Genomic DNA, 19,359 nt, shown 5'->3' on the forward strand with positions numbered 1-19,359 from the left:
AAGGGTCGGATTACTTAGCTATTGTACTACTCCTTTAAAAAGGATTTCAATTACCCGATGCATATTTATAGCAAATTCTTCAAATAAATATTGGGGCAGTAACATCTGCAGGTATCGAACGATAAATACTGAATATTCTTGAGATAAAGGGAGGAATGGAATTGATAGCAGAAAACATGCAGGTCAAAGACGTTATGACAAGAGGAGTAGTAACAGTACCAATGGGATCAAATGCTGTTGAGATCGCAAGGACAATGGCAGATAACAACGTCTCTGCGATAATAGCCATTGAAGAGAATGGTGAGACCTTCGGAGTCATATCAGACGTGGACATCCTGCGCAAGATGAAGGACAAGAACTGGGAAATAGCGTCCGTTGAAGATATAATGTCCGATTCAGTAGAGACCATCACACCGTCCGCCACTGTTCATGATGCTGCAGACCTTATGGTCCAGAAAAAAGTACACCGTTTGATAGTAATGTCCGAAGAGACCGTGGGTGCATCCTATAGGCCGGTAGGGATACTCAGCGCAAGGGACATAATTAAGCAGCTGTTCCAGAAATAACGGACCAGCTTTTTTTTGAAGAAAATAATGGTCTAAGAATTTGAAGTAATGTGACGTTGGCTTGTAATCCTACAAAATATGACGGAATTTTTGTTGGTTTAAATCCAACGTCTTGAGTTACTTATCAATATTCAGATATATCTGTTTTGGTCCCTATTTAAAAAGAAGAGAACTGAGAGGCGCTCTCAGATCTTTCTCGGGTCAGTGATCTCACCTGTCAGTGCAGATGCTGCAGCTGTTGCAGGTGAACTGAGATATACGAATGATTCAGGGCTGCCTTCACGTCCCTTGAAGTTACGGTTGGAAGTGGCAAGACCGACCTCACCATCACCGAGCAGACCGAAAGAACCTCCCATACATGGACCACAGCATGGTGACTCGACAATTGCACCTGCTTCCATGAACTGCTCCACGTATCCTGCACGCAGTACCTTCATGTATTCTGTCCTTGATGCAGGGATGATAAGAAGGCGTACGCCCTTTGCTACCGGTTCATCACCCATCATCTCGGCAACGATCTTGATGTCCTCGAAACGTCCGTTGGTACAGGAACCGACGAAGATCTGGTCGACCTTTGTTCCCTCAACTTCGGATACAGGTTTCACGTTATCTACATTGTGAGGACATGCTACCTGTGGCTCAAGGTCGGAAACATCATAATCATGGAACTCGGCATACTCTGCATCCTCATCGGACTTCCAGTATGGGTCGAGCTTGTAATCAGGGATACGCTCCTGAAGGTATGCCTCTGTGGTCCTGTCAGGCTCGATGATTCCTGCCTTTCCACCCATCTCGATGGCCATGTTTGAGATGGTCATACGTTCTGAGATCGGGAGGTTCTCGATTGTGGAACCGGCATACTCGGCTGCCATGTACCTGGCACCCTCTGCTCCGACATCACCGATCAGGTGCAGGATGATATCCTTGGAATAGACGTGCTTTGGAAGCTTACCGTTCACCTCGAACCTGATGGTCTCAGGAACCTTGAACCAGAGCTTTCCGGATGCGAAGACAGCTGCCATGTCAGTGGATCCGACCCCTGTTGAGAAAGCACCAAGGGAACCGTATGCACATGTGTGAGAGTCAGAGCCCACGATAAGGTCACCTGGGAGAACGTGTCCCATCTCAGGCATGACCTGGTGGCAGACACCTTCATAAACGTCATAGTTCAGTATACCCTGCTCCTTTGCAAACTGCCTGAGCTTGATATGGTTTGCAGATGCATTGAGAGAATCTGCAGGTACCTGGTGGTCAAAAACGATCACGACCTTGCTTGGGTCCCATACCTTTTTCTCTTCCTTGTCACGCATGATCTCGTAGAAACCATCTACTGCAAGTGGTCCTGTGATATCGTGGGTCATTGCACGATCAATGTTCGCAAGTACAAACTCTCCTGCTTTCACCGTTTTTCCTGAAGCTTTGGAGAAGATCTTCTCTGAGATCGTCATTGGATGATCATTACTATTGGCCATGGTAATCACTGCATTTAATGTACATATTATAAATAAAGCAATCGATGAACAAGGTCACATAAATAATTTACGTGAAAAAATGGACATTCCGGTACAATCATGGACAACAAAGGCAAGAACACCATCTGAAAGATTCTTATTGAAGACCTCCACAGATTCTGCAGAGCTTTGTATCTCCTCAAAGTTCTCATACAGAAGGATAGTATCTTTTATTTCCGTAATGTACCTTTCAACGAGGTATCCTGCAAGAACAAGGGAATCCTCATAGGAGATCCCATTACCCAAACCCTCACATTCCGAGGTCTGCAATTTCCCTCCTTCGATATAGAAGGGATATGTCCTGCAAAGCATTGACCTGTTCCCGTAGATGCTGCAACGGTTGCTGCCATCCTCGCTGATAAAGAAACAATCACCGCAATCCTTTCTTTTGAGCATCCAGCCAAAGGTATGCAGCCTTCCTTTAATGTCGATATCGAACTCAAAGAGATGTTCAAGTACAGAAGATGCAGAACTCATATCCATACCATCCGGAACCATTGGTACAGCAGCATCTTCCGGACATGCAGGACAGCTTTCCAGCAGTTCCAGGTCTGCAGATGTCAGAAAGACGCGGTTATCCCCGCCTGAACGTTTACAGCAGCTCCCACACATACTGCACGAGAAACCGATATCACGTATCTGTGATGCGATATCCTCAACCGGAATGGAACCGGCAGCTTCAAGTTCTTCCTGAAGGGCCCTGATCAGGGACTGCCGGTATTCTGAGAAATGTTCTGTCATAGTACCAGAACTTATTCGACCATCTCGTCAACGCCTATTGCATTGAGGAACTTCTTGACAACCGCTTCGTTAACGAGCCTCAGAAGCGTCTGACGGTCCTTTATGTCACTGAAGACACCGAGCGGGATCTGAGCCCCTGCAGCATTGGCATGACCGCCTGCAGCCTCCTCTCCAAATGCCCTCTTGAGCACTTCACCGAGGTTGACCCTGATGTCATTGCTTCTGCCTGAGAGGAAGATACGGTCCTCGGAAACACCGAAAACGATGGATGTGGAAACACCTTCAAGATTTAGCAGGTAATCAGCTGCCTGAGGTAGCGCATCACGGTCACGGACGACACCCACATTGGTCATCAGGTAACTGCCTATGACCTGCCTGTTGAGAATTGCCTCTCCCAGTATATCGAGCGTCTCGATAGACATGGAAGGCCTTTCGAGCTGATCCAGGATGTCATGGTCAGCCAGAGGATAAAGGAATGCTGCAGCAGAGAGGTCTGCTGAGTCCGTGTTCCTTCTGAAATCAAGGGTATCGGTCCTTATACCATAGAGCAGCGCCGTTGCCAGCTCACTTTCGATCTCGATATTAAGCTCCTGGAGGTACTTGGTTAGTATCGTGGCTGATGCACCCACATTCGGGCGGATGTCCACAAAATCAGCATCGATATCCACCTCACCGAGTGGATGATGATCAAGGATAATACCCAGGTGTGTCCCGGTAGACAATATGTTATTGGCGCCAGGCACAGCACAATCTACCATTGCTATATTATCGAACTCAGAGATGTCGTGCTCCTCCATCCTGTTAAGATCAATGCCCAGAAGGTTCACGAAAGCCTTGTTCTCCTGATGGCCGATCTCGCCATGGTAAAGGATAGATGACCTTACATCAAAGGACTCTGCTATCTTCTGCAGCGCAAGAGCACTGGCAATTGCATCAGGATCAGGATTATCATGAACTACAATGGCAAGGTCCTTGCCAGACATTTCCTTGAACCACTGGGAAAGTCTGTTTCCCCTGCGCAGAGACTCTGCACGACCGAGGGACCTTGCGACCGATCTTGCAACAAGCCTTGAAGGCATAACAACAAGATCCGCACCAAGGCCATCCATCTCCTGCAGGCTTATGGCATCAGATGCCCTTGCAACACAATAAACATCATCCAGCCCCAGATGAGAGATATTCTTAAGGGCCTTTTTATTAGCCTCATTATCAGAACTCAGAACAAGTATACCGGTAAGTTCCTTCAGATTTATATGCTGGAAAATATCCGGATCTGAAATATCGCCTTCAAAGGCCTCATATGCCTCTTCGCGAAGTGTTTCTACCTTTTGTTTGTCCCTGTCAACTATTATCAGGTCCTTGTCAAGCTCACGAAGCTCCTTTGCAACAGCAAAGCCGATACTTCCACTTCCAAGTATCATATAGGTTGGGTTCAACCATTTCCTGACCTGGGGATCCGTTTCTTTTAAAGCGGGTATTGTAATACCTCCTGGTAAGCTATAATTCTTTATTTAGTATTAAGGTTCTTTCGGTGAGATAATGATAGCAAATAAAAATGAACAACGTGCCTAATGGAGATATGCACTAACTTGCGCAGCAGCCAAGATCGGCAATCTGCCACATAGTTTCGCCCTGAGGATGGTCATGCCAAATTTACAGGAATATGGTCATTTCTTCAACATGGAAAAAGAAGAAATAAGGGCATTTTCGAACATTCCATTATTTCCAGGAACTTAGTTGCACCAGATGTAACATATTAACACTTGAAAGATCGATCATTTGAATGAAACCTTGTGTGGAAGGATCGGACATCATAGCTTCGGAAGCCCTTTGTGCCTCTTCCATGGAACACCAGTGCAAAATGTCCATCCACAGACCATCTTCGTCTTTCAATAGTTCCCTGTCAATATACCCACCCTGCTTCTCAAGAAAATGTTCCTGGACCTTTTTTGCTTCATCGAGAAATGCTCCATCGGAAACACCAGTTCCAAGCCTGAACTGTGCGATCTCAACAATAATGCTGTCACCCATGATATTACCCCAATGATAATTGGAACTATTGATATTTAAAAAATATCTGGCAGCAACATACAGACATTATTGATACATCTAAATACGATGCAAACAAAAGAATAACAGAGGGAACATGAAGTCGATAACATCTTCGCGAATGCAGGCTATCGATGCGAACTGCGAATACCTTGGCCTCAAAGGGTTGCAGCTCATGGAGAACGCAGGTGCGGCCATTGCACGTGAAGTAAAGGAACGTATAGGTAGCGGAAAGGCTGTTTTCATTGCAGGAAGGGGAAACAACGGAGGAGATGCATTCGTTGCTGCAAGACACCTCTCATCAGAGCCGGACATAGAGGTATATGTCGCACTTGTAGGACAGGCATCCAGAATAAGGACCGATGATGCAAAGCACAATTTCAGTATCCTCAAACACTGCAATATCGAAGGGATACTTGAACTTACCGATTCATCACAGCTTAAGGATTCGGGATGGACAGGCAACGCTGATGTCATCATAGATGCACTTCTTGGAACAGGTATCAGTGGAAAACTGAGGGAACCGGAATCCACGATCATAGACATGATCAATGAATCCGGCAGACCCGTGATCGCTGTCGATGTCCCATCAGGTTTCGATCCTGAAGGTGGCGATGTTGACAAAGCTGTGAAAGCAGACATAACTCTCACTTTTCATGAGATGAAGACGGGACTTGAGAGTCCTCTTGCAGCCAGATACACAACAGAAGTAAAGGTTGTTAACATCGGAGTTTGTTCAGATGCTGAGAGATATGTAGGCTCAGGAGACCTGAAAGTGCTCAAAAAAAGACGTGATGACAGTCATAAAGGCCAGTCTGGCAGGATCCTTATCATAGGCGGGGGACCTTATTCCGGTGCACCTGCACTTGCGGCCATGGCGGCATTACGCACAGGTGCCGATATTGTAACGGTCGCTGCCCCTGTTAGTGTTGCAAAGACCATTGCATCGTTTTCCCCTGACATGATAGTAAGACCGCTTTCATCGAATGTCCTCTGTGAAGAGGACATGGAGACGATAACAGAATTGATAGCGTCGCATGATGTGGTCGTCATTGGAATGGGACTTGGAAGAGAAGAAAGAACAAAGACCACAGTTTCAAGGATAATACCCCTTTGTAAAAAAGTGGTAGTGGACGCCGACGGGCTCTATGCAATTGACCTGCCTGTGACAGAAGGCATCGAAATGATCATCACCCCGCATGCAAGTGAGTTCAGAGCACGGGGAGGAGAATGTGCTGCTGATGTACAGTCATTTGCCGGGAGGAAACACCTGACAGTACTCCTTAAAGGCAAAGAAGATACCATCAGTGACGGGGAAAGGGTTGCGATCAATACCACAGGCAATGCAGGAATGACAGTAGGCGGCACAGGCGATGTGCTCGCAGGAATAACAGGAGCACTGTTTGCGATAGCCTCACCAATGGAGGCAGCATGTTGTGCGGCATTCATCAATGGTGCAGCAGGAGACCTTGCCTTTAAGGATAAAGGATACGGACTGCTTGCAACAGATGTTATAGACAGGATCACAGAAGTGATGAAATAAGGGAGTGGTAAAATGGACACCAGTAGAAATATAGTAGTAGACATTGAAAGGAACAGGGTACGCATAGTTGTCAGCCATGGCGAGGATGAGGAGATCGTGAAACTGTCCATTGCCGAGGCAAAGGAACTTCTGTCAAAGGTTACAGACGCTGTAGAGGACTATGAACAGAGAAAACAGGTGCGTATCGACTAAGCGGAGAGAATCATCAGATGCAGGAATTCAGTCACATAAAGGATGACCGTGCATACATGGTCGATATCAGTAACAAGGAGATTGTAAGCAGGTATGCCACGGCTTCCGGAAGTATAAGCCTTACAGAGCCGACCATCGAAAACATCAGAAATGGAACTGTCGAAAAGGGCAATGTCCTTGCAACTGCAAGGACCGCTGCCATATTAGCGGTCAAAAAGGTCCCGGAAATGATACCCATGTGCCACCAGATACCCATTACCTCGATCGATGTGGAATTCGAGGTAGAGGATACTGAAATTACGGCCAATGTAGAGGTAAGGTCCGTTGGAAAGACCGGGGTTGAAATGGAGGCCCTCACAGGAGTTTCTGTAGCATTGCTTACGATATGGGACATGGTCAAATCCGCTGAGAAAGACGACACAGGGAATTATCCATCCACTGCTATCAAAGATATTCATGTTGTAAAGAAAGTGAAAGAGCAACTGACAAACCAATGACTTTTAATGGTTCAATGCAATAGAGAGGAATTATTGTTCATAACAGTTTATCACTACTAAAAAAGTTACAAATTATATAAAGAGAGGTAATTCTTTGAAAATCATAGCAGGACCTGCATCACAGTTACTCGCATCACGCGTTGCAAGAGAACTGGGCATTGAACCATCCCTTTGCGAGTTCAACCGATTCCCCGACGGAGAGGTTTACACAAGAGTAATTGAAGACATAACCGATGATGTTACCATCATCCAGAGCACACCCACTGATTCTGACCTTGTCTCACTTTTACAGCTGATAGACGCATGCGAGGATGCACCAACCATCACCGTGGTCATACCCTACATGGGCTATGCCAGACAGGACAAGATCTTCAAGTCAGGAGAAGCCATCAGTGCACGTGCCATTGCCCGTACCATCAAGGCGGACAGGGTCATAACCATCAACATTCACGAGAAGAGTATCCTTGAGCACTTCAGTGCCGATTCCTTCGATCTTGATGCATCCCACCTTCTGGGTAACTACATCAGGTCACTCAACCTGGAGAATCCGCTTATCATCTCCCCTGACGCAGGAGCTATCGCACTTGCAGAAAGTGCTGCTGCTGATGTCGGTATAGAGTACGACTATCTTGAGAAGACAAGGCTGTCCGGCGACACTGTCACCATCAAGACAAAGAACATCGATGTGACCGGCAGGGAGATCATACTCATAGATGACATGATCGCAACAGGCGGTACCATGGCAGAGTCCATCAAACTGTTACGCAGCCAGGGTGCAAAGGATGTTTACATCGCATGCGTGCATCCGGTACTTACCAAGAACGGTGTACTGAGACTTTACAATGCAGGTGTCCATGAGGTAATTGCCACTGACACTCTGGAGAAAGCACAAAGTCATATCAGTGTTGCACCTCTAATTGCAGATTTCCTGAAGAAGCTTTAAATGGACGACAACCCGGAGTGGTTTTAAATGGTGTTACCCGAAAGATGCCCACTGGACAATGAATTACAATGCAAGGGAAAGGAATGTCATCTCTTCCATGTTGACTGGAGAACAGGAGAGGAGAACTGTACCATCGGATACCGTTCAACTCACAAACAAAGCAACATGTCAGAGCGTGTGATGGATACCTACGCTGAAGAGACACGTATGCGCCTTGGCAATAAACCAACACCATTCACATATCAAGATCCGGAAAGAAGGGTCGAAAGGGACAACAGACAGCCGGATATCAGGAACGAAAGTGAAAACTCAAGACAGCAACCAGCTATTCAAAGGGAAGAGCCTGTTATTCGCAAACCTGAGATCCATGAAGAGATTGTGATGGAGACCGAACATACAACGGTGATCCACTCACATGAAGCTACTGCTGAAGAAAAGGAAACCGAGGTTATAGTAGAGACCACTGAAAGAGACAGTGCGGCAAAAAGCAAGCTTGACAGGATAATGAAGCTTGATGACCTGCCCGAGGACTACGAAAAGGAGTTCTGGAACTGAGGGTTCCGGAAAACTTCACATATTTAGTACCAGACTTTTGGTGCTTTAACCCAACCATATTTTCTTTTTTACTTTCCAATATTTTTTTTAGACGAACGCCCATATTATATAATAAGAAAACATCTTTTAAGACACATGCAAAACGAACTTGTCAGTAGCATCTACGAGACACTCCTCGGAAAGATCGGACACCTGCATTGGTGGCCTGCTGACACCCCTTTTGAGGTAGTGATCGGTACAATACTGACACAACAGACAAAATGGACAAATGTTGAGAAGGCAATAGATGCCCTCAAAAGTTCCGACCTTATGGAGCCTGAGAAACTTGCAGTTGAGGATGTGGAACAGATCGAAGACCTTGTAAGATGTTGTGGATTCTACCGCCAGAAAGCAAGACGCCTTAAGGATATTGCAGAGTTCTTTGCCACAGAAGGGATGGATAATATCTTCAGTTTGCCTACGAAAGAATTGAGAGACCTTATGCTCTCGCTCAAAGGTGTGGGAAACGAAACTGCAGACAGTATCGTCCTCTATGCAGCAGACAAACCGAAGTTCGTTATCGATGCATATACCACTCGCATCATGAAATGCATCGGAATTGAAGGAAACTACATGCAACTTCAAAGACTGTTTGAATCAGAACTTCCATCAGAGGTTCCACTATACAAAGAATACCATGCTTTGATAGTAGAATATGCAAAGAACTACTGTGGAAAGAAGCAATGTAATGATTGCATACTCTTGCATAGGTTCAAAGACAGAGAGGTAAAAAATGGATAAGAGTACCTATCTTCGGATATATGAAAGTGTTAACGATCCGAAAAATATCGATGAACTTGCAATAAAGTTCAACGAACCCACAGGAGTTATTGCTGCAATACTTAACCAGAAGATGGTCTCGAAGGTCAAGAGGAAGATGCATGGTCTCCAGAGCAAAAGCAGAAATTACCTCTACTTATGGAACAAAGGCATGAGCATCATTGTGCTTGCAAAGAACAATGAAGTACCCGCCACACTAATGGCATCCGTCATAATCAAAGAGCTCGGATACTCCAAGAAATATGTCATGAAGCATCTCGATTCACTTAAGAACAGAAGGCTTGCAAGAGAGATCACCGAAGCAATAAATGAGGACCATTTCTTCTCACCTGAAGCCCACAGGGCACAATCTGTACGCGGGCAGATGGGAGAGAAGATCATTGAAAAATGGCTGGCCTATAAAGAACTTGAGTACATCACTGAGGAAGACCTCAGGGAAATGGGAATGCAAAAGACCCCGGATTTCCTTCTGGATGAGCCGATCTACATTGATGGTGTTGAGATCCAGTGGATAGAGAGCAAGGCAATGTTCGGAGATGAAAAAGAGCATGCACATTACGTGAAAAAACAGTTCCAGTACTATGAAAGGGATTATGGTACGGGAATGGTTATCTACTGGTATGGCCACATTGACGGTCTGGAACTGGAAGGAAACATCATACGCGATCATAAATTCTACAGGGATCACAGCCCCGAGATAAATATGGAAATTGAAACACTTTTGAATTTAAGCATTTAAGCCCGGATCAAAGTTAATTTCTTAAAACTCACTTCTTTTTTGAAGGATTCATTATGCTCAGCGTATGAACATGATATATCTCCTCATCTTCATAGGCCACAGCCCCTTCTGTTATAGAGCCATGGGTACCCACGATCTCAAGCATGCTGCTGACCTCATCAAGGAAAGGATCCCGAAGGTTGCTCATTTCAAAGATGTCCATCAGAGCACTTATTGTATTCTTTTGTGGTGAAGCTGTAATACGGGTCATCATAATACTGTTCGTTTAGTACTATTAAAATCTGCCGAAATAGGTCATAAAAGACAATTCAGCAAAAAAGGCACTTTTCAGTCATATCAGAGCATCATGCCTGCCACCTTGATCAGGAAACCTGCAAGCAGAGCAAGGCATATCGTGAACATGGATATGAGTGCTGTATCCCTCCAGCCAAGCTCATGTTTTAGTATTGCAATGGTTGCAACACATGGAATGTATATCGTTGTTATCACAGCGAAGGAGTACATCTGTATCGGCGTCAGGACCTGGGCAAAGTTCGCAGTACCGGCAAGCACAGCCAGTATCTGCAATGCCATTTCCTTGCGGAGTATGCCAAAGATAAGGGCGGTTGCTGCAAATGCAGGCAGTCCCAGCACACCCACTGATAGTGGCTCCACAGCACTCTGGAAGACCTCCAGCACCCCAATTGCGTCAAGCAGACCCAGCAGGGCACTGCCTGCCACAAGCAGAGGGAATGCCACGTAAACAAATTCACGCACACGCAACCATGTCTTCTGGAAAGTGGCCTTCGGGTCAGGCCTGCGCAATGGTGCCATCTCCATGATAAGACCGGTCTTCTCACCCGGAAGACCTTTTCCAAGGACCCATCCTGTTGCGAAGATCACGAACAGTTCAAGCACGTATATTGAGATAGCTGCCCAGTAACCCACAAAGGTACCCACAAGTCCCAGGATTATCACGGTCCTTGCAGAGCATGGAGTGAGCGCGATCAGGATCGATGCGATCCTTCTTTCACGCATGGTGTTGAGAGCCCTTGTGGACATTATGGCAGGCACATTGCATCCAAGACCCAGGATCAGTGGGATGATAGCCCTCCCGTGGAGACCTACCTTGTGAGTCCAGTTGTCCAGAAGGAAGGAAGCCCTCGTAAGGTATCCTGAATCCTCGAACAGTGAGAGGATGATATAGAACACCGCGATATACGGTATCGCTATGGCAAACCCGGCTTCAACTCCCAGTAGGGAATAGATGATCACGTTACTTAATATCGGGGAGGAGCCTGCAAGCATATCATCCACCGGGAAGATGAGGTATGTCTCAAAAAGGGAAACGATGCCCTCTTCAAGGAAACCTCCGAGTGTGAAAACAATGTAGAACGTAATTAGAAGAGCACCGATCAGACCGGAGATACCCACATACTCGGAAGTGAGCAGGGAGTCGATCTTATCCTTGAGCGTTGCCTTGCGTTCGACCTGCGTGGTCACCTGATCAACAATGTATCCGGCCTCACCATACAGGTCACGTGCTATGGTATCCGAGATCTGCATCCCGTGTGCCTTTTCGATCTCTTCGGTAATGGAACCGGAAGCAGCGAGCAACAGATCGGCATCGTGGGGACGGCAGCTAAGTTTAACGAACTCTGCGTCCCTTTCAAGTGCCCTGACCTTGATGCCATACCCCACCTCAGGAAAATCCTCATCCAGTCTTTTGATGGCACGAAGGATGTGATTGTCATAATGTACCTTGCGTTTCTTCTCACCCGAAAGGTCCTCATCGAGAGCTGAGAGAACAACATCATCAAGCCCGAGGCCTTTGGTGGCGACCGTGGGGATCACAGGTACGCCAAGGGAGTCTGAAAGTTTTTCAATATCGATATCCAGGCCCATCTCTTTTGCAGCATCCATCTGGTTGAGGGCCAGCACCATCGGGATATCCAGTTCCAGGAGCTGCAAGGTAAGGTAGAGATTCCTTTCAAGCCTGGTGGCATCCACAACATTGATGATAACATCAGGATACTCCCTCAGAAGGTATCTTTTTGAGACCATCTCATCTTCCGTGGAAGCGCCAAGAGAGTATATCCCCGGCAGGTCCACCACATCGATCTTCTTGGAGCCCACATTGATACTGCCATGTGTCAGCTCCACTGTTGTACCGGGATAGTTCGCCACCACCACGCCAATGCCGGTAAGGCGTGAGAAGAATGCACTTTTACCCACACTGGGATTGCCCACAAAGGCGATGGTCATATCATATTTTGAAGAAACGGACCTTTCGGTAGCAACTTCAGCAGCCGTATTAATTTCTACCACTTCCGCGCCTATGCCTCTTTCTTATACCCAGGCGCACAAAGATCTTCCTTGCGATCTCGTTTCCAAGGGCAATCTCGGTGCCACGTGTCAGGATAGAAGTAGAGCCCTGCTTCTGCTTGCGCTTGACATCCACATTTTCCCCGGTGATCAGTCCAAGGCATGTCAGACGCTCTTTAGTTGAGTCAGGCAGGGTCATCATGACCACTGTTCCGCTGTCACCTTCCTTAAGATCGGACAATGCAATATAACTCTCTTTGAAAAGGCAGCATTCGTCCTCATCAACGGGATTACAGTCAATATTATTACTGCCCATGAACCTGCACATGCTTTCCACAACAATGTCCGATACCGCATGTTCAAGTCCACATGCTTCATTGTGGGAGACGTCGGGGTCGATCTCGAGGACCTCCGATAGGAACTTTTCGATCACATGGTGCTTACGCCTCAGTTTTCTTGCCTGCATGAGCCCGTTCTTAGTCAGCCTTATGCCTTGATAGGGCTGGTGGTCAACAAGCCCCCCATCTGTGAGCTTCTGGACCATCTCTGAGACCGCAGCCTGTGATACGCCAAGCTCATCGGCCACATCCTTGTTCTTGACAGAAAGTTCGCCGTTGTTACTGAGAGAAAGTATCGTTTCAAGATATTCTTCAATGCGGTCTGCAGTCATTTTCATTCACACATTAATGTAATGAGTGGCTATAACTTATGATTTGGATATATAAATTTTGGTTCTGCATACCGAAAATTATTCGGATTTCACAAACGCTTCAGATCACAAATACCATTGCGACAACAACCGTTGTCCAGAGCCCGTTTTCGTCCCCCTGGGCACACTGGCAATAGTGAGTGGTATCAAATATGTGGCCACTTGCCTTGTAGACCTGCTCACGCTCTTCCCAGGCAGAGTCAGCATCGAACTCGACACCAAGTGTCGTGGCAAGCATGGTAGCCGCCAGGTCCTCGGCATAGATCCCTGCGGTTTTCTCGTCCTCCCCGAAGGAATGATGCTCGGAGATGTAGCCATAGTCCTTGCTCTCTACAGGAACAGCATTCCCGATGGCAGCTGCGATCTGGCGTCTTGGCTCATCCGTCTGGTTGCGTGCCATGACACAGTAGACGATCTGGCCCGGGCTAAGCTCAGCAAGCCCTTCGTCCTTTGAGACCACCTCACAGTTAGGAGGCAGTATGCTGGAAACAGTCACAAGGTTGAACTTCTCGATCCCCCCGTCCCGTAGTGCAAGCTCAAATGAAGCAAGCCTGTCCTTATGGACACCGGTTCCTTTTACAACAAATGCTTTTCTGGGGATCATAGAGATGCCTATAAAAGGGAGAGATAAATATGTTTCGATAGACAGGATGCCACAGAACAGACCAACATTTATATATGATTTCGGGATTCCATCACCCATACTCTACGGTGATATTTAATGGTAAAAGTCAAGGACCTGAAATGGAAGCAGGACATGCGAGTGTCTGAGCTTGTCGATTCCTACGAACACATCGGATTCCAGAGCGTTGAGCTCCAGCGGGCGTCCGAAGTAATAGTTAAGATGAAGAAGGATTCTGCAAAGGTATTCCTGACATTTACCTCCAACATGGTCACCTCCGGTCTGAGAGGGTTCTTCGCCCAGCTTATCGAGCTTGGAATTGCCGATGTCATCGTCACCACCGTTGGCGGCCTTGAAGAGGACATCATGAAAGCAACTGGCGAGGATTTCCAGATCGGTTCCTTCCAGACGGATGATGTGGAACTGCACGAGAAAGGGATCAACCGTGTGGGGAACCTGTTCATCAAAAATGAGAGTTACATGAACTTCGAGAGCCTCATCGAGAGGATGCTCAAGGAACTTTACGAAAAACAAAAACGCTGGGCTGTCTCGGATATGCTGCGGGAGATCGGGCTGATGCTCGACGACGAGAGTTCCATCCTCTATCAGGCAGCAAGGAACAACGTACCTATATTCTGCCCGGCCATCACCGACGGTGCATTCGGTTTCCACCTGTACCTGTTCCAGCAGGACCACCCTGACTTCATGGTTGATGTGGTCAAGGACTTCGGGAACATCCTGTTCGCAAGCAGCTTCGATGAACGCAAAGGCGTCATCGCACTGGGAGGGTCGATATCCAAGCACCATGCCATCCTGAGCACACTCCTCAATGGAGGTGCCGAGTACGCAGTATATATGACAACTGCCCACCGCACCTCGGGAAGCATGTCCGGGGCCAACACCAACGAAGCGAAGTCCTGGGGAAAGGTCAAGGACGAGAGCGATGTTGCCACCGTTATCGGAGACGTTAGCATCACATTCCCACTTGCCATGATACATGCACTTGATGAGCTTGCAGAGGATGGGATACTGGAAAGCCTGAAAAAGAACACTGAGGACAGTGGAGTGGCAAAATGAGCAGTTCGAACGTCCCGTCACCAAAATTCACATTATCAAAGAAAGTGGTCCTTGAGCAGTACAACAAGGTCCGTGAGGTCGTGGACATCCCCGCCTTCAGCTCCAAGACGAACCCAAGGGTCACCCCTATGATCGAGGAGAACACCGACGGGCTCCTGAGCGTGCACACTACCAATGAGCTCAAACATATAAAGGACATGTCAAGGGTACTTTTCCTGGCACAGGGCTGGACACCGGAGATAGTGGAAGAGCTGTACAACAAAGGGATCCGTTTCTTCGCAGTTGATAACGAGTTCGACCTGGACATCCTGCTCTCCGCCATGGAGGCCACCGACTGGAAGATCAAACTCCTGCTCCGCTTAAAGCTCAAGGAGCATTCCCTCAGGACCGAGAGGTATTTCGTATTTGGAATGACCTCCGACGTCATCAATGAAAGGATTGCACAGCTTAAGGATGATCCTCACATCGAACAGCTCGGGGTACATTTTCACAGGAAGACACAGAACGTCAACGAGTGGAAGATACAGCAGGACATCGAAGACGTCCTGTCAGAAGAGACACTTGAGGACATAGACATCCTCAACATAGGAGGAGGTCTTCCTTCAGAATATGCCAACACCAACGTCGATGTCGTCGGCAGCATCTTCAGGCGTCTCAGGGAGCTTCGGGAATGGCTGCATGAGAAGAACATACAGCTCATGATAGAGCCGGGAAGGTTCATTTCGGCACCCGCCGGGAAGCTCATCACCTACATCACAGGTGTCTATGAAAACAATATCATCGTGAACGCCTCGGTCTATAACAGTGACATGGATGCTATCCTCGTACCTGTGAAACTGAGAATTGAAGGCGAGGTCGGAAACAATGCAGGCGAACCTTATGTGATCAAGGGTTGTACACCATGCTCAATGGACCTTTTCAGATACCGTGTGTACCTTAAGGAGAAGCCTGAGATCGGCGATGAGATCGTGTTCATCAATGCAGGAGCTTACAATTTCACGTCCAACTTCTGTGACCTGGAAGAGATCCCAACAGAGATAATAGACTGATGGTCAGTACTCAGACCGACCATCTACGAATACCATTGCAGCCACCACGGTGGTCCACTACCCTTTTTTGTCACCTGTCGCTGTCTGGCATATGTTGGTCGTACTGATGATATGACCACTTGCCTTGTACACCCGCTCACGCTCTTCCCAGGCAGAATCCGCATCAAAATCGATTCCCAGGGTCGTTGCCAGCATCGTGGCAGCAAGATCTTCGGCATAGATACCTGCCTTTTCCTCAGTCTCCCCGAAAGAATGATGCTCGGAAATATAGCCATAGTTCTCTTCGACCAGAGGGACTGCATTCCCTATGGCTGCAGCGATCTGCCTGTGAGGCTCATTTGTTTCGTTCCTTGCCATTACGCAATAGACAATCTCACCGGGGGCAAGGTCGGGAAGTCCTTCTTCTTTTGTAACAACTCTGCATTTAGGAGGTAGAATGCTGGATACACATACAAGATTGAACTTCTCGATACCTGCATCCCTTAAGGCAAGCTCAAAAGAGGCAAGTTTGTCCTTGTGGATACCTACTCCCTTTGTCATGAAAACCTTAGAAGGGATCATAGGAACCTCACCCCAGAATATTCTCTTCTGTCCTGAACTTTCTTCCTGTAGAAATAGAAAGGAAGGTATGTCAGCAAGAGAGAAGCACCGACCATAGTACGGAACAGACCCCATTCCCAGGTACCAACTACTACGACCACAAGATTTACTATTGCAAGCAAACCGCAAACATATACATAGAAATCAGGTGCACGGAAGCCCCTTTCTGCATCCGGCCTGTCGCGCCTTAATAATATGAAAGCGATGTTGGCAAGGATAATAGTGCCAAAATAACCAACGTCCCCCGCACGCATAATTGCTATCGGCTGTTCCCCCAGTATAGTGATCATAACGATATTGAGAGCAAAAACCCCTAATAACGCAATTGCAGGAGATCCGTACTTATTTAGATATCCAAACTGTCTGATCGACGTACCTGTCCTCCCCATCTGGAAAAGGACGCGGGACGATGCAATAAAGCATGAGTTCATGCTCAGGAAAAGACCCACGACCATTGCAAAAGTGACAGCCAACTGTCCGGCATATCCCATCAGATGTTCAGAAAGAGGCAAAAGGGGAGTATAAGGATGATTCAAAATCGTATCCAGAGGAAGCATTTTCATATACGTGATGCTTACGAAAGCCGTCCCGAAAAGAAAGATCAAAATGGTAGTAAACAATGCTATTTTAGAATCCTTAACCGGATTTTTGTATTCAGCTGTGATATTAAGTACGACCTCAGATGCATATGCAGACCATGCAAGTATGAACACTGCAGCTATAAAAGTCGAAAAACCCACATCGCGGGCCGAATATCCGAAACCAATAGCATTTACGGATTCCGGGGAAGGGAATAACCAGTTTCCTATACAGACAAGAAGAGAAATAAAAGCGGTAATAACAATGAAAGTGCTTGCCTTACTCCATATTTTGACCCCAAAGTAATTCACAAGATATACAACTGAGAGGACTATCAATGCAAAGAGCGTTATGTTCAAAGAATGAATTATCGTTTCTTTGACAAAGAACCCTGCAAATATTACAATTGCTACAGGTGCTGCACCCCAACCTATGACATAGCCCCATGAAGCCAGTGCTCCGGGGAACTCACCGTATTTTTTGAATGCTTCGTGCACATATGTAGGAAGACCTCCGGACGAATCCCTGAACATGGTCGCCATTTCGAGATAACCAATACATGCCAATCCCTGAAGAATAACTGCTGTAGCCCATGCAGCAATTGCCCATTTACCCACCAGACCAATAGCTGTCCCCGTCAGCCAGAACCAATCAAGAACACAGGTAAGGGCCACGAACAACCCGGTCTTCCAGGTGATCGTCCGTTCCAGTCTATTCTTAAGATCACTCATCTTCTTACCTTCAAATTTTAATCATTCCTCCATCCAAACAAAAAAAGAGTTATGAAGACCATAACTCTTTAGATTTAAACCAATATAGTGTCTTTAACAGAATTACTTCTCAAGTCTCTCTACTTCCAGTTCGGCAGCTGCAACTGCAAATGAAGAAGATCCTGCAACACTTTTTCTGTCCTCCACTTTTGTCCTGTACCAGTATAGTGGGAACACGCTCAAAAGGACTCCGACACCAACTGCAATATTTCCGATCGTGTATGAGGTACTTCCAACTACGAGGAAGATGATATTAATGATACCTATACCTATGCTCACAGGAATTAAGAAATCCGGGACCCTGAACTCACGCTCAGCATCAGGGAAATCCTTTCTCATGAAGTAGATGGAGAAGTTTGCCAGGATCACAGTTACAAGGTAACCGATAGTACCGGCAACGACCATGAAGACCGGCGCTTCTCCGACACCAAGGATCAATGCCACATTGATCAGCAGGATGAATGCAAGTGCACCTATTGGTGACTGGTTCTTGTTGAGATTTGAGAAGATACGCGGCAAATACCCGAGTGAAGAAGCTTCATAAAGGACCCTTGAAGATGCAATGAAGCAGCAGTTAACACCAAGGATCAGGCCGATTATGAAAAGGATACCCAGCCCATAGGCATATGCTGTTCCAAAGGTAGCTTCTGCCAGAGGCAGCAGAGGTGTGAACGGATCATTGAGGACGATATCAAGAGGCAGCAAGTAGGTGAGTGAAGCACAGATACCTACTGTCATTACCATGAAGATAGCTGCAGCACCATATACTGACTTCTTGGCATCAGCTACAGGGTCCTTGTACTCTGCGATCAGCGTGAGGACAGCCTCCATTGCATATGCTGACCATGAGATCAAGAGACAGGCACCCAGGAATGTTACAATGGTGTTGTCACCGCTTACATACAATTGCACCTGGGAGAAGTCGGGGGTGAGAACCGGTTGGGTCACCCATGCTCCAAGAATTACAGCAATCGATGCGATAATTCCCGGTATGATAAGTGATTGAACTTTGTTAGCAATATCCACACTTAACAGGTTCATAAAGAAACAGCCAATAACAATAACCAATGCCCCGATCACGATGTTGAAATCAGGAATAAAGAACTGGACAAAATAACCTGCAAATGTTGCTATCGCAGCTACTGCGAGACCCCATGAGGTAACATAACCCCACATTGCCAGCAGACCAGGAACAGAGCTTCTGTTCTTGAATGCTTCAATAACATATGTAGCCATACCACCAGCCTTATCCTTGTGCATTATGGCCATTTCAAGGAAGATGTAACACGATATCGCCATCAGACCTACTGTAATAACCCATACCAGAGGTGCCCACTTACCGACCATTTCGATGGCAGGACCACTCAGATAGATCCAGTCAAGAAGGCCGGTAATCACAAGGAATACTCCAAGTGTCCACGATGCTCCCCTGCGAAGGGTATTTTTATTTTCAGACATATTTATCACCTGCTTTATGCTAGGCGAGGCGCAAAG

General features: G+C 46.8%; 21 protein-coding genes. 10 read left to right on the forward strand and 11 right to left on the reverse strand.

Annotated features, from left to right (window positions below):
• The first annotated feature begins 155 nt into the window (after positions 1-155).
• Entirely contained in the window at positions 156-566 is a 411-nt protein-coding gene (locus ACR3I3_RS02390) for a CBS domain-containing protein (protein WP_440952985.1), read from the forward strand.
• Between the two features lie 185 nt (positions 567-751).
• Here ACR3I3_RS02390 and ACR3I3_RS02395 read toward each other — a convergent pair whose 3' ends face one another.
• From ACR3I3_RS02395 to ACR3I3_RS02410, 4 genes are all read right to left on the reverse strand, one after another.
• On the reverse strand, positions 752-2,038 hold the full coding sequence (locus ACR3I3_RS02395; RefSeq protein WP_440952986.1) for a 3-isopropylmalate dehydratase large subunit: 1,287 nt from the start codon (positions 2,036-2,038) through the stop codon (positions 752-754).
• Positions 2,039-2,092: 54 nt separating this feature from the next.
• On the reverse strand, positions 2,093-2,818 hold the full coding sequence (locus tag ACR3I3_RS02400; protein WP_440952987.1) for a YkgJ family cysteine cluster protein: 726 nt from the start codon (positions 2,816-2,818) through the stop codon (positions 2,093-2,095).
• Positions 2,819-2,829: 11 nt separating this feature from the next.
• Positions 2,830-4,239 carry a DHH family phosphoesterase gene (locus ACR3I3_RS02405; RefSeq protein ID WP_440952988.1) on the reverse strand — a complete coding sequence of 470 codons (1,410 nt, stop codon included), beginning with the start codon at positions 4,237-4,239 and terminating at the stop codon, positions 2,830-2,832.
• Positions 4,240-4,537: 298 nt separating this feature from the next.
• On the reverse strand, positions 4,538-4,849 hold the full coding sequence (locus ACR3I3_RS02410) for a hypothetical protein (RefSeq protein WP_440952989.1): 312 nt from the start codon (positions 4,847-4,849) through the stop codon (positions 4,538-4,540).
• A 115-nt stretch (positions 4,850-4,964) separates the two neighbouring features.
• Here ACR3I3_RS02410 and ACR3I3_RS02415 point away from each other — a divergent pair, with 115 nt between their 5' ends.
• The 7 genes from ACR3I3_RS02415 (at position 4,965) to ACR3I3_RS02445 (ending at position 10,155) form a co-directional block, all read left to right on the forward strand.
• Positions 4,965-6,410, forward strand: a complete 1,446-nt coding sequence (locus tag ACR3I3_RS02415; RefSeq protein WP_440952990.1) for an NAD(P)H-hydrate dehydratase — start codon at positions 4,965-4,967, stop codon at positions 6,408-6,410.
• A gap of 12 nt (positions 6,411-6,422) precedes the next feature.
• Positions 6,423-6,602 (forward strand): hypothetical protein, encoded by a 180-nt coding sequence (locus ACR3I3_RS02420; protein WP_440952991.1) that lies wholly within the window; start codon positions 6,423-6,425, stop codon positions 6,600-6,602.
• A 17-nt stretch (positions 6,603-6,619) separates the two neighbouring features.
• Positions 6,620-7,099, forward strand: coding sequence for a cyclic pyranopterin monophosphate synthase MoaC (gene moaC / locus ACR3I3_RS02425; protein ID WP_440952992.1), 480 nt, complete (start codon positions 6,620-6,622; stop codon positions 7,097-7,099).
• A gap of 94 nt (positions 7,100-7,193) precedes the next feature.
• Entirely contained in the window at positions 7,194-8,042 is an 849-nt protein-coding gene (locus ACR3I3_RS02430; RefSeq protein ID WP_440952993.1) for a ribose-phosphate diphosphokinase, read from the forward strand.
• 27 nt (positions 8,043-8,069) lie between these two features.
• Positions 8,070-8,597: a hypothetical protein gene (locus ACR3I3_RS02435; RefSeq protein WP_440952994.1), complete on the forward strand. Its 528-nt coding sequence runs from the start codon at positions 8,070-8,072 to the stop codon at positions 8,595-8,597.
• A gap of 135 nt (positions 8,598-8,732) precedes the next feature.
• The gene (locus ACR3I3_RS02440; RefSeq protein ID WP_440952995.1) at positions 8,733-9,377 is read left to right on the forward strand and encodes an endonuclease III domain-containing protein; all 645 of its coding nucleotides are present in this window, start codon (positions 8,733-8,735) and stop codon (positions 9,375-9,377) included.
• Positions 9,370-10,155 (forward strand): C15orf41 family protein, encoded by a 786-nt coding sequence (locus ACR3I3_RS02445; protein WP_440952996.1) that lies wholly within the window; start codon positions 9,370-9,372, stop codon positions 10,153-10,155. Before ACR3I3_RS02440 ends, ACR3I3_RS02445 begins: the two co-directional genes overlap by 8 nt.
• A 28-nt stretch (positions 10,156-10,183) precedes the next feature.
• Here ACR3I3_RS02445 and ACR3I3_RS02450 read toward each other — a convergent pair whose 3' ends face one another.
• From ACR3I3_RS02450 to ACR3I3_RS02465, 4 genes are all read right to left on the reverse strand, one after another.
• Positions 10,184-10,357 (reverse strand): hypothetical protein, encoded by a 174-nt coding sequence (locus ACR3I3_RS02450; protein WP_440952997.1) that lies wholly within the window; start codon positions 10,355-10,357, stop codon positions 10,184-10,186.
• Positions 10,358-10,491: 134 nt separating this feature from the next.
• Complete coding sequence (gene feoB, locus ACR3I3_RS02455; RefSeq protein ID WP_440952998.1) at positions 10,492-12,462, reverse strand: ferrous iron transport protein B; 1,971 nt, start codon at positions 12,460-12,462, stop codon at positions 10,492-10,494.
• Positions 12,449-13,129 (reverse strand): metal-dependent transcriptional regulator, encoded by a 681-nt coding sequence (locus ACR3I3_RS02460; RefSeq protein ID WP_440952999.1) that lies wholly within the window; start codon positions 13,127-13,129, stop codon positions 12,449-12,451. The genes feoB and ACR3I3_RS02460 overlap by 14 nt, the downstream gene beginning before the upstream one ends.
• A gap of 100 nt (positions 13,130-13,229) precedes the next feature.
• Positions 13,230-13,772, reverse strand: a complete 543-nt coding sequence (locus ACR3I3_RS02465; RefSeq protein ID WP_440953000.1) for a pyruvoyl-dependent arginine decarboxylase — start codon at positions 13,770-13,772, stop codon at positions 13,230-13,232.
• Positions 13,773-13,889: 117 nt separating this feature from the next.
• On the opposite strand from ACR3I3_RS02465, the gene ACR3I3_RS02470 reads away from it, so the two are divergent.
• A complete protein-coding gene (locus tag ACR3I3_RS02470; RefSeq protein WP_440953001.1) occupies positions 13,890-14,867 on the forward strand; it encodes a deoxyhypusine synthase family protein in 978 nt (325 codons plus the stop codon).
• Positions 14,864-15,916 carry a decarboxylase gene (locus ACR3I3_RS02475; RefSeq protein ID WP_440953002.1) on the forward strand — a complete coding sequence of 351 codons (1,053 nt, stop codon included), beginning with the start codon at positions 14,864-14,866 and terminating at the stop codon, positions 15,914-15,916. Before ACR3I3_RS02470 ends, ACR3I3_RS02475 begins: the two co-directional genes overlap by 4 nt.
• A 57-nt stretch (positions 15,917-15,973) precedes the next feature.
• On the opposite strand, the gene ACR3I3_RS02480 is transcribed toward ACR3I3_RS02475, so the two are convergent.
• The 3 genes from ACR3I3_RS02480 to ACR3I3_RS02490 all read right to left on the reverse strand — a co-directional run bounded on the left by ACR3I3_RS02480 (position 15,974) and on the right by ACR3I3_RS02490 (position 19,323).
• A complete protein-coding gene (locus ACR3I3_RS02480) occupies positions 15,974-16,477 on the reverse strand; it encodes a pyruvoyl-dependent arginine decarboxylase (RefSeq protein WP_440953003.1) in 504 nt (167 codons plus the stop codon).
• Positions 16,474-17,826: an APC family permease gene (locus tag ACR3I3_RS02485; protein ID WP_440953004.1), complete on the reverse strand. Its 1,353-nt coding sequence runs from the start codon at positions 17,824-17,826 to the stop codon at positions 16,474-16,476. Before ACR3I3_RS02485 ends, ACR3I3_RS02480 begins: the two co-directional genes overlap by 4 nt.
• A gap of 102 nt (positions 17,827-17,928) precedes the next feature.
• Positions 17,929-19,323, reverse strand: a complete 1,395-nt coding sequence (locus tag ACR3I3_RS02490) for an APC family permease (protein ID WP_440953005.1) — start codon at positions 19,321-19,323, stop codon at positions 17,929-17,931.
• Between the last annotated feature and the right edge of the window lie 36 nt (positions 19,324-19,359).

The sequence above is a fragment of the Methanococcoides mangrovi genome (assembly GCF_052057775.1).
Lineage (GTDB): Archaea > Halobacteriota > Methanosarcinia > Methanosarcinales > Methanosarcinaceae > Methanococcoides.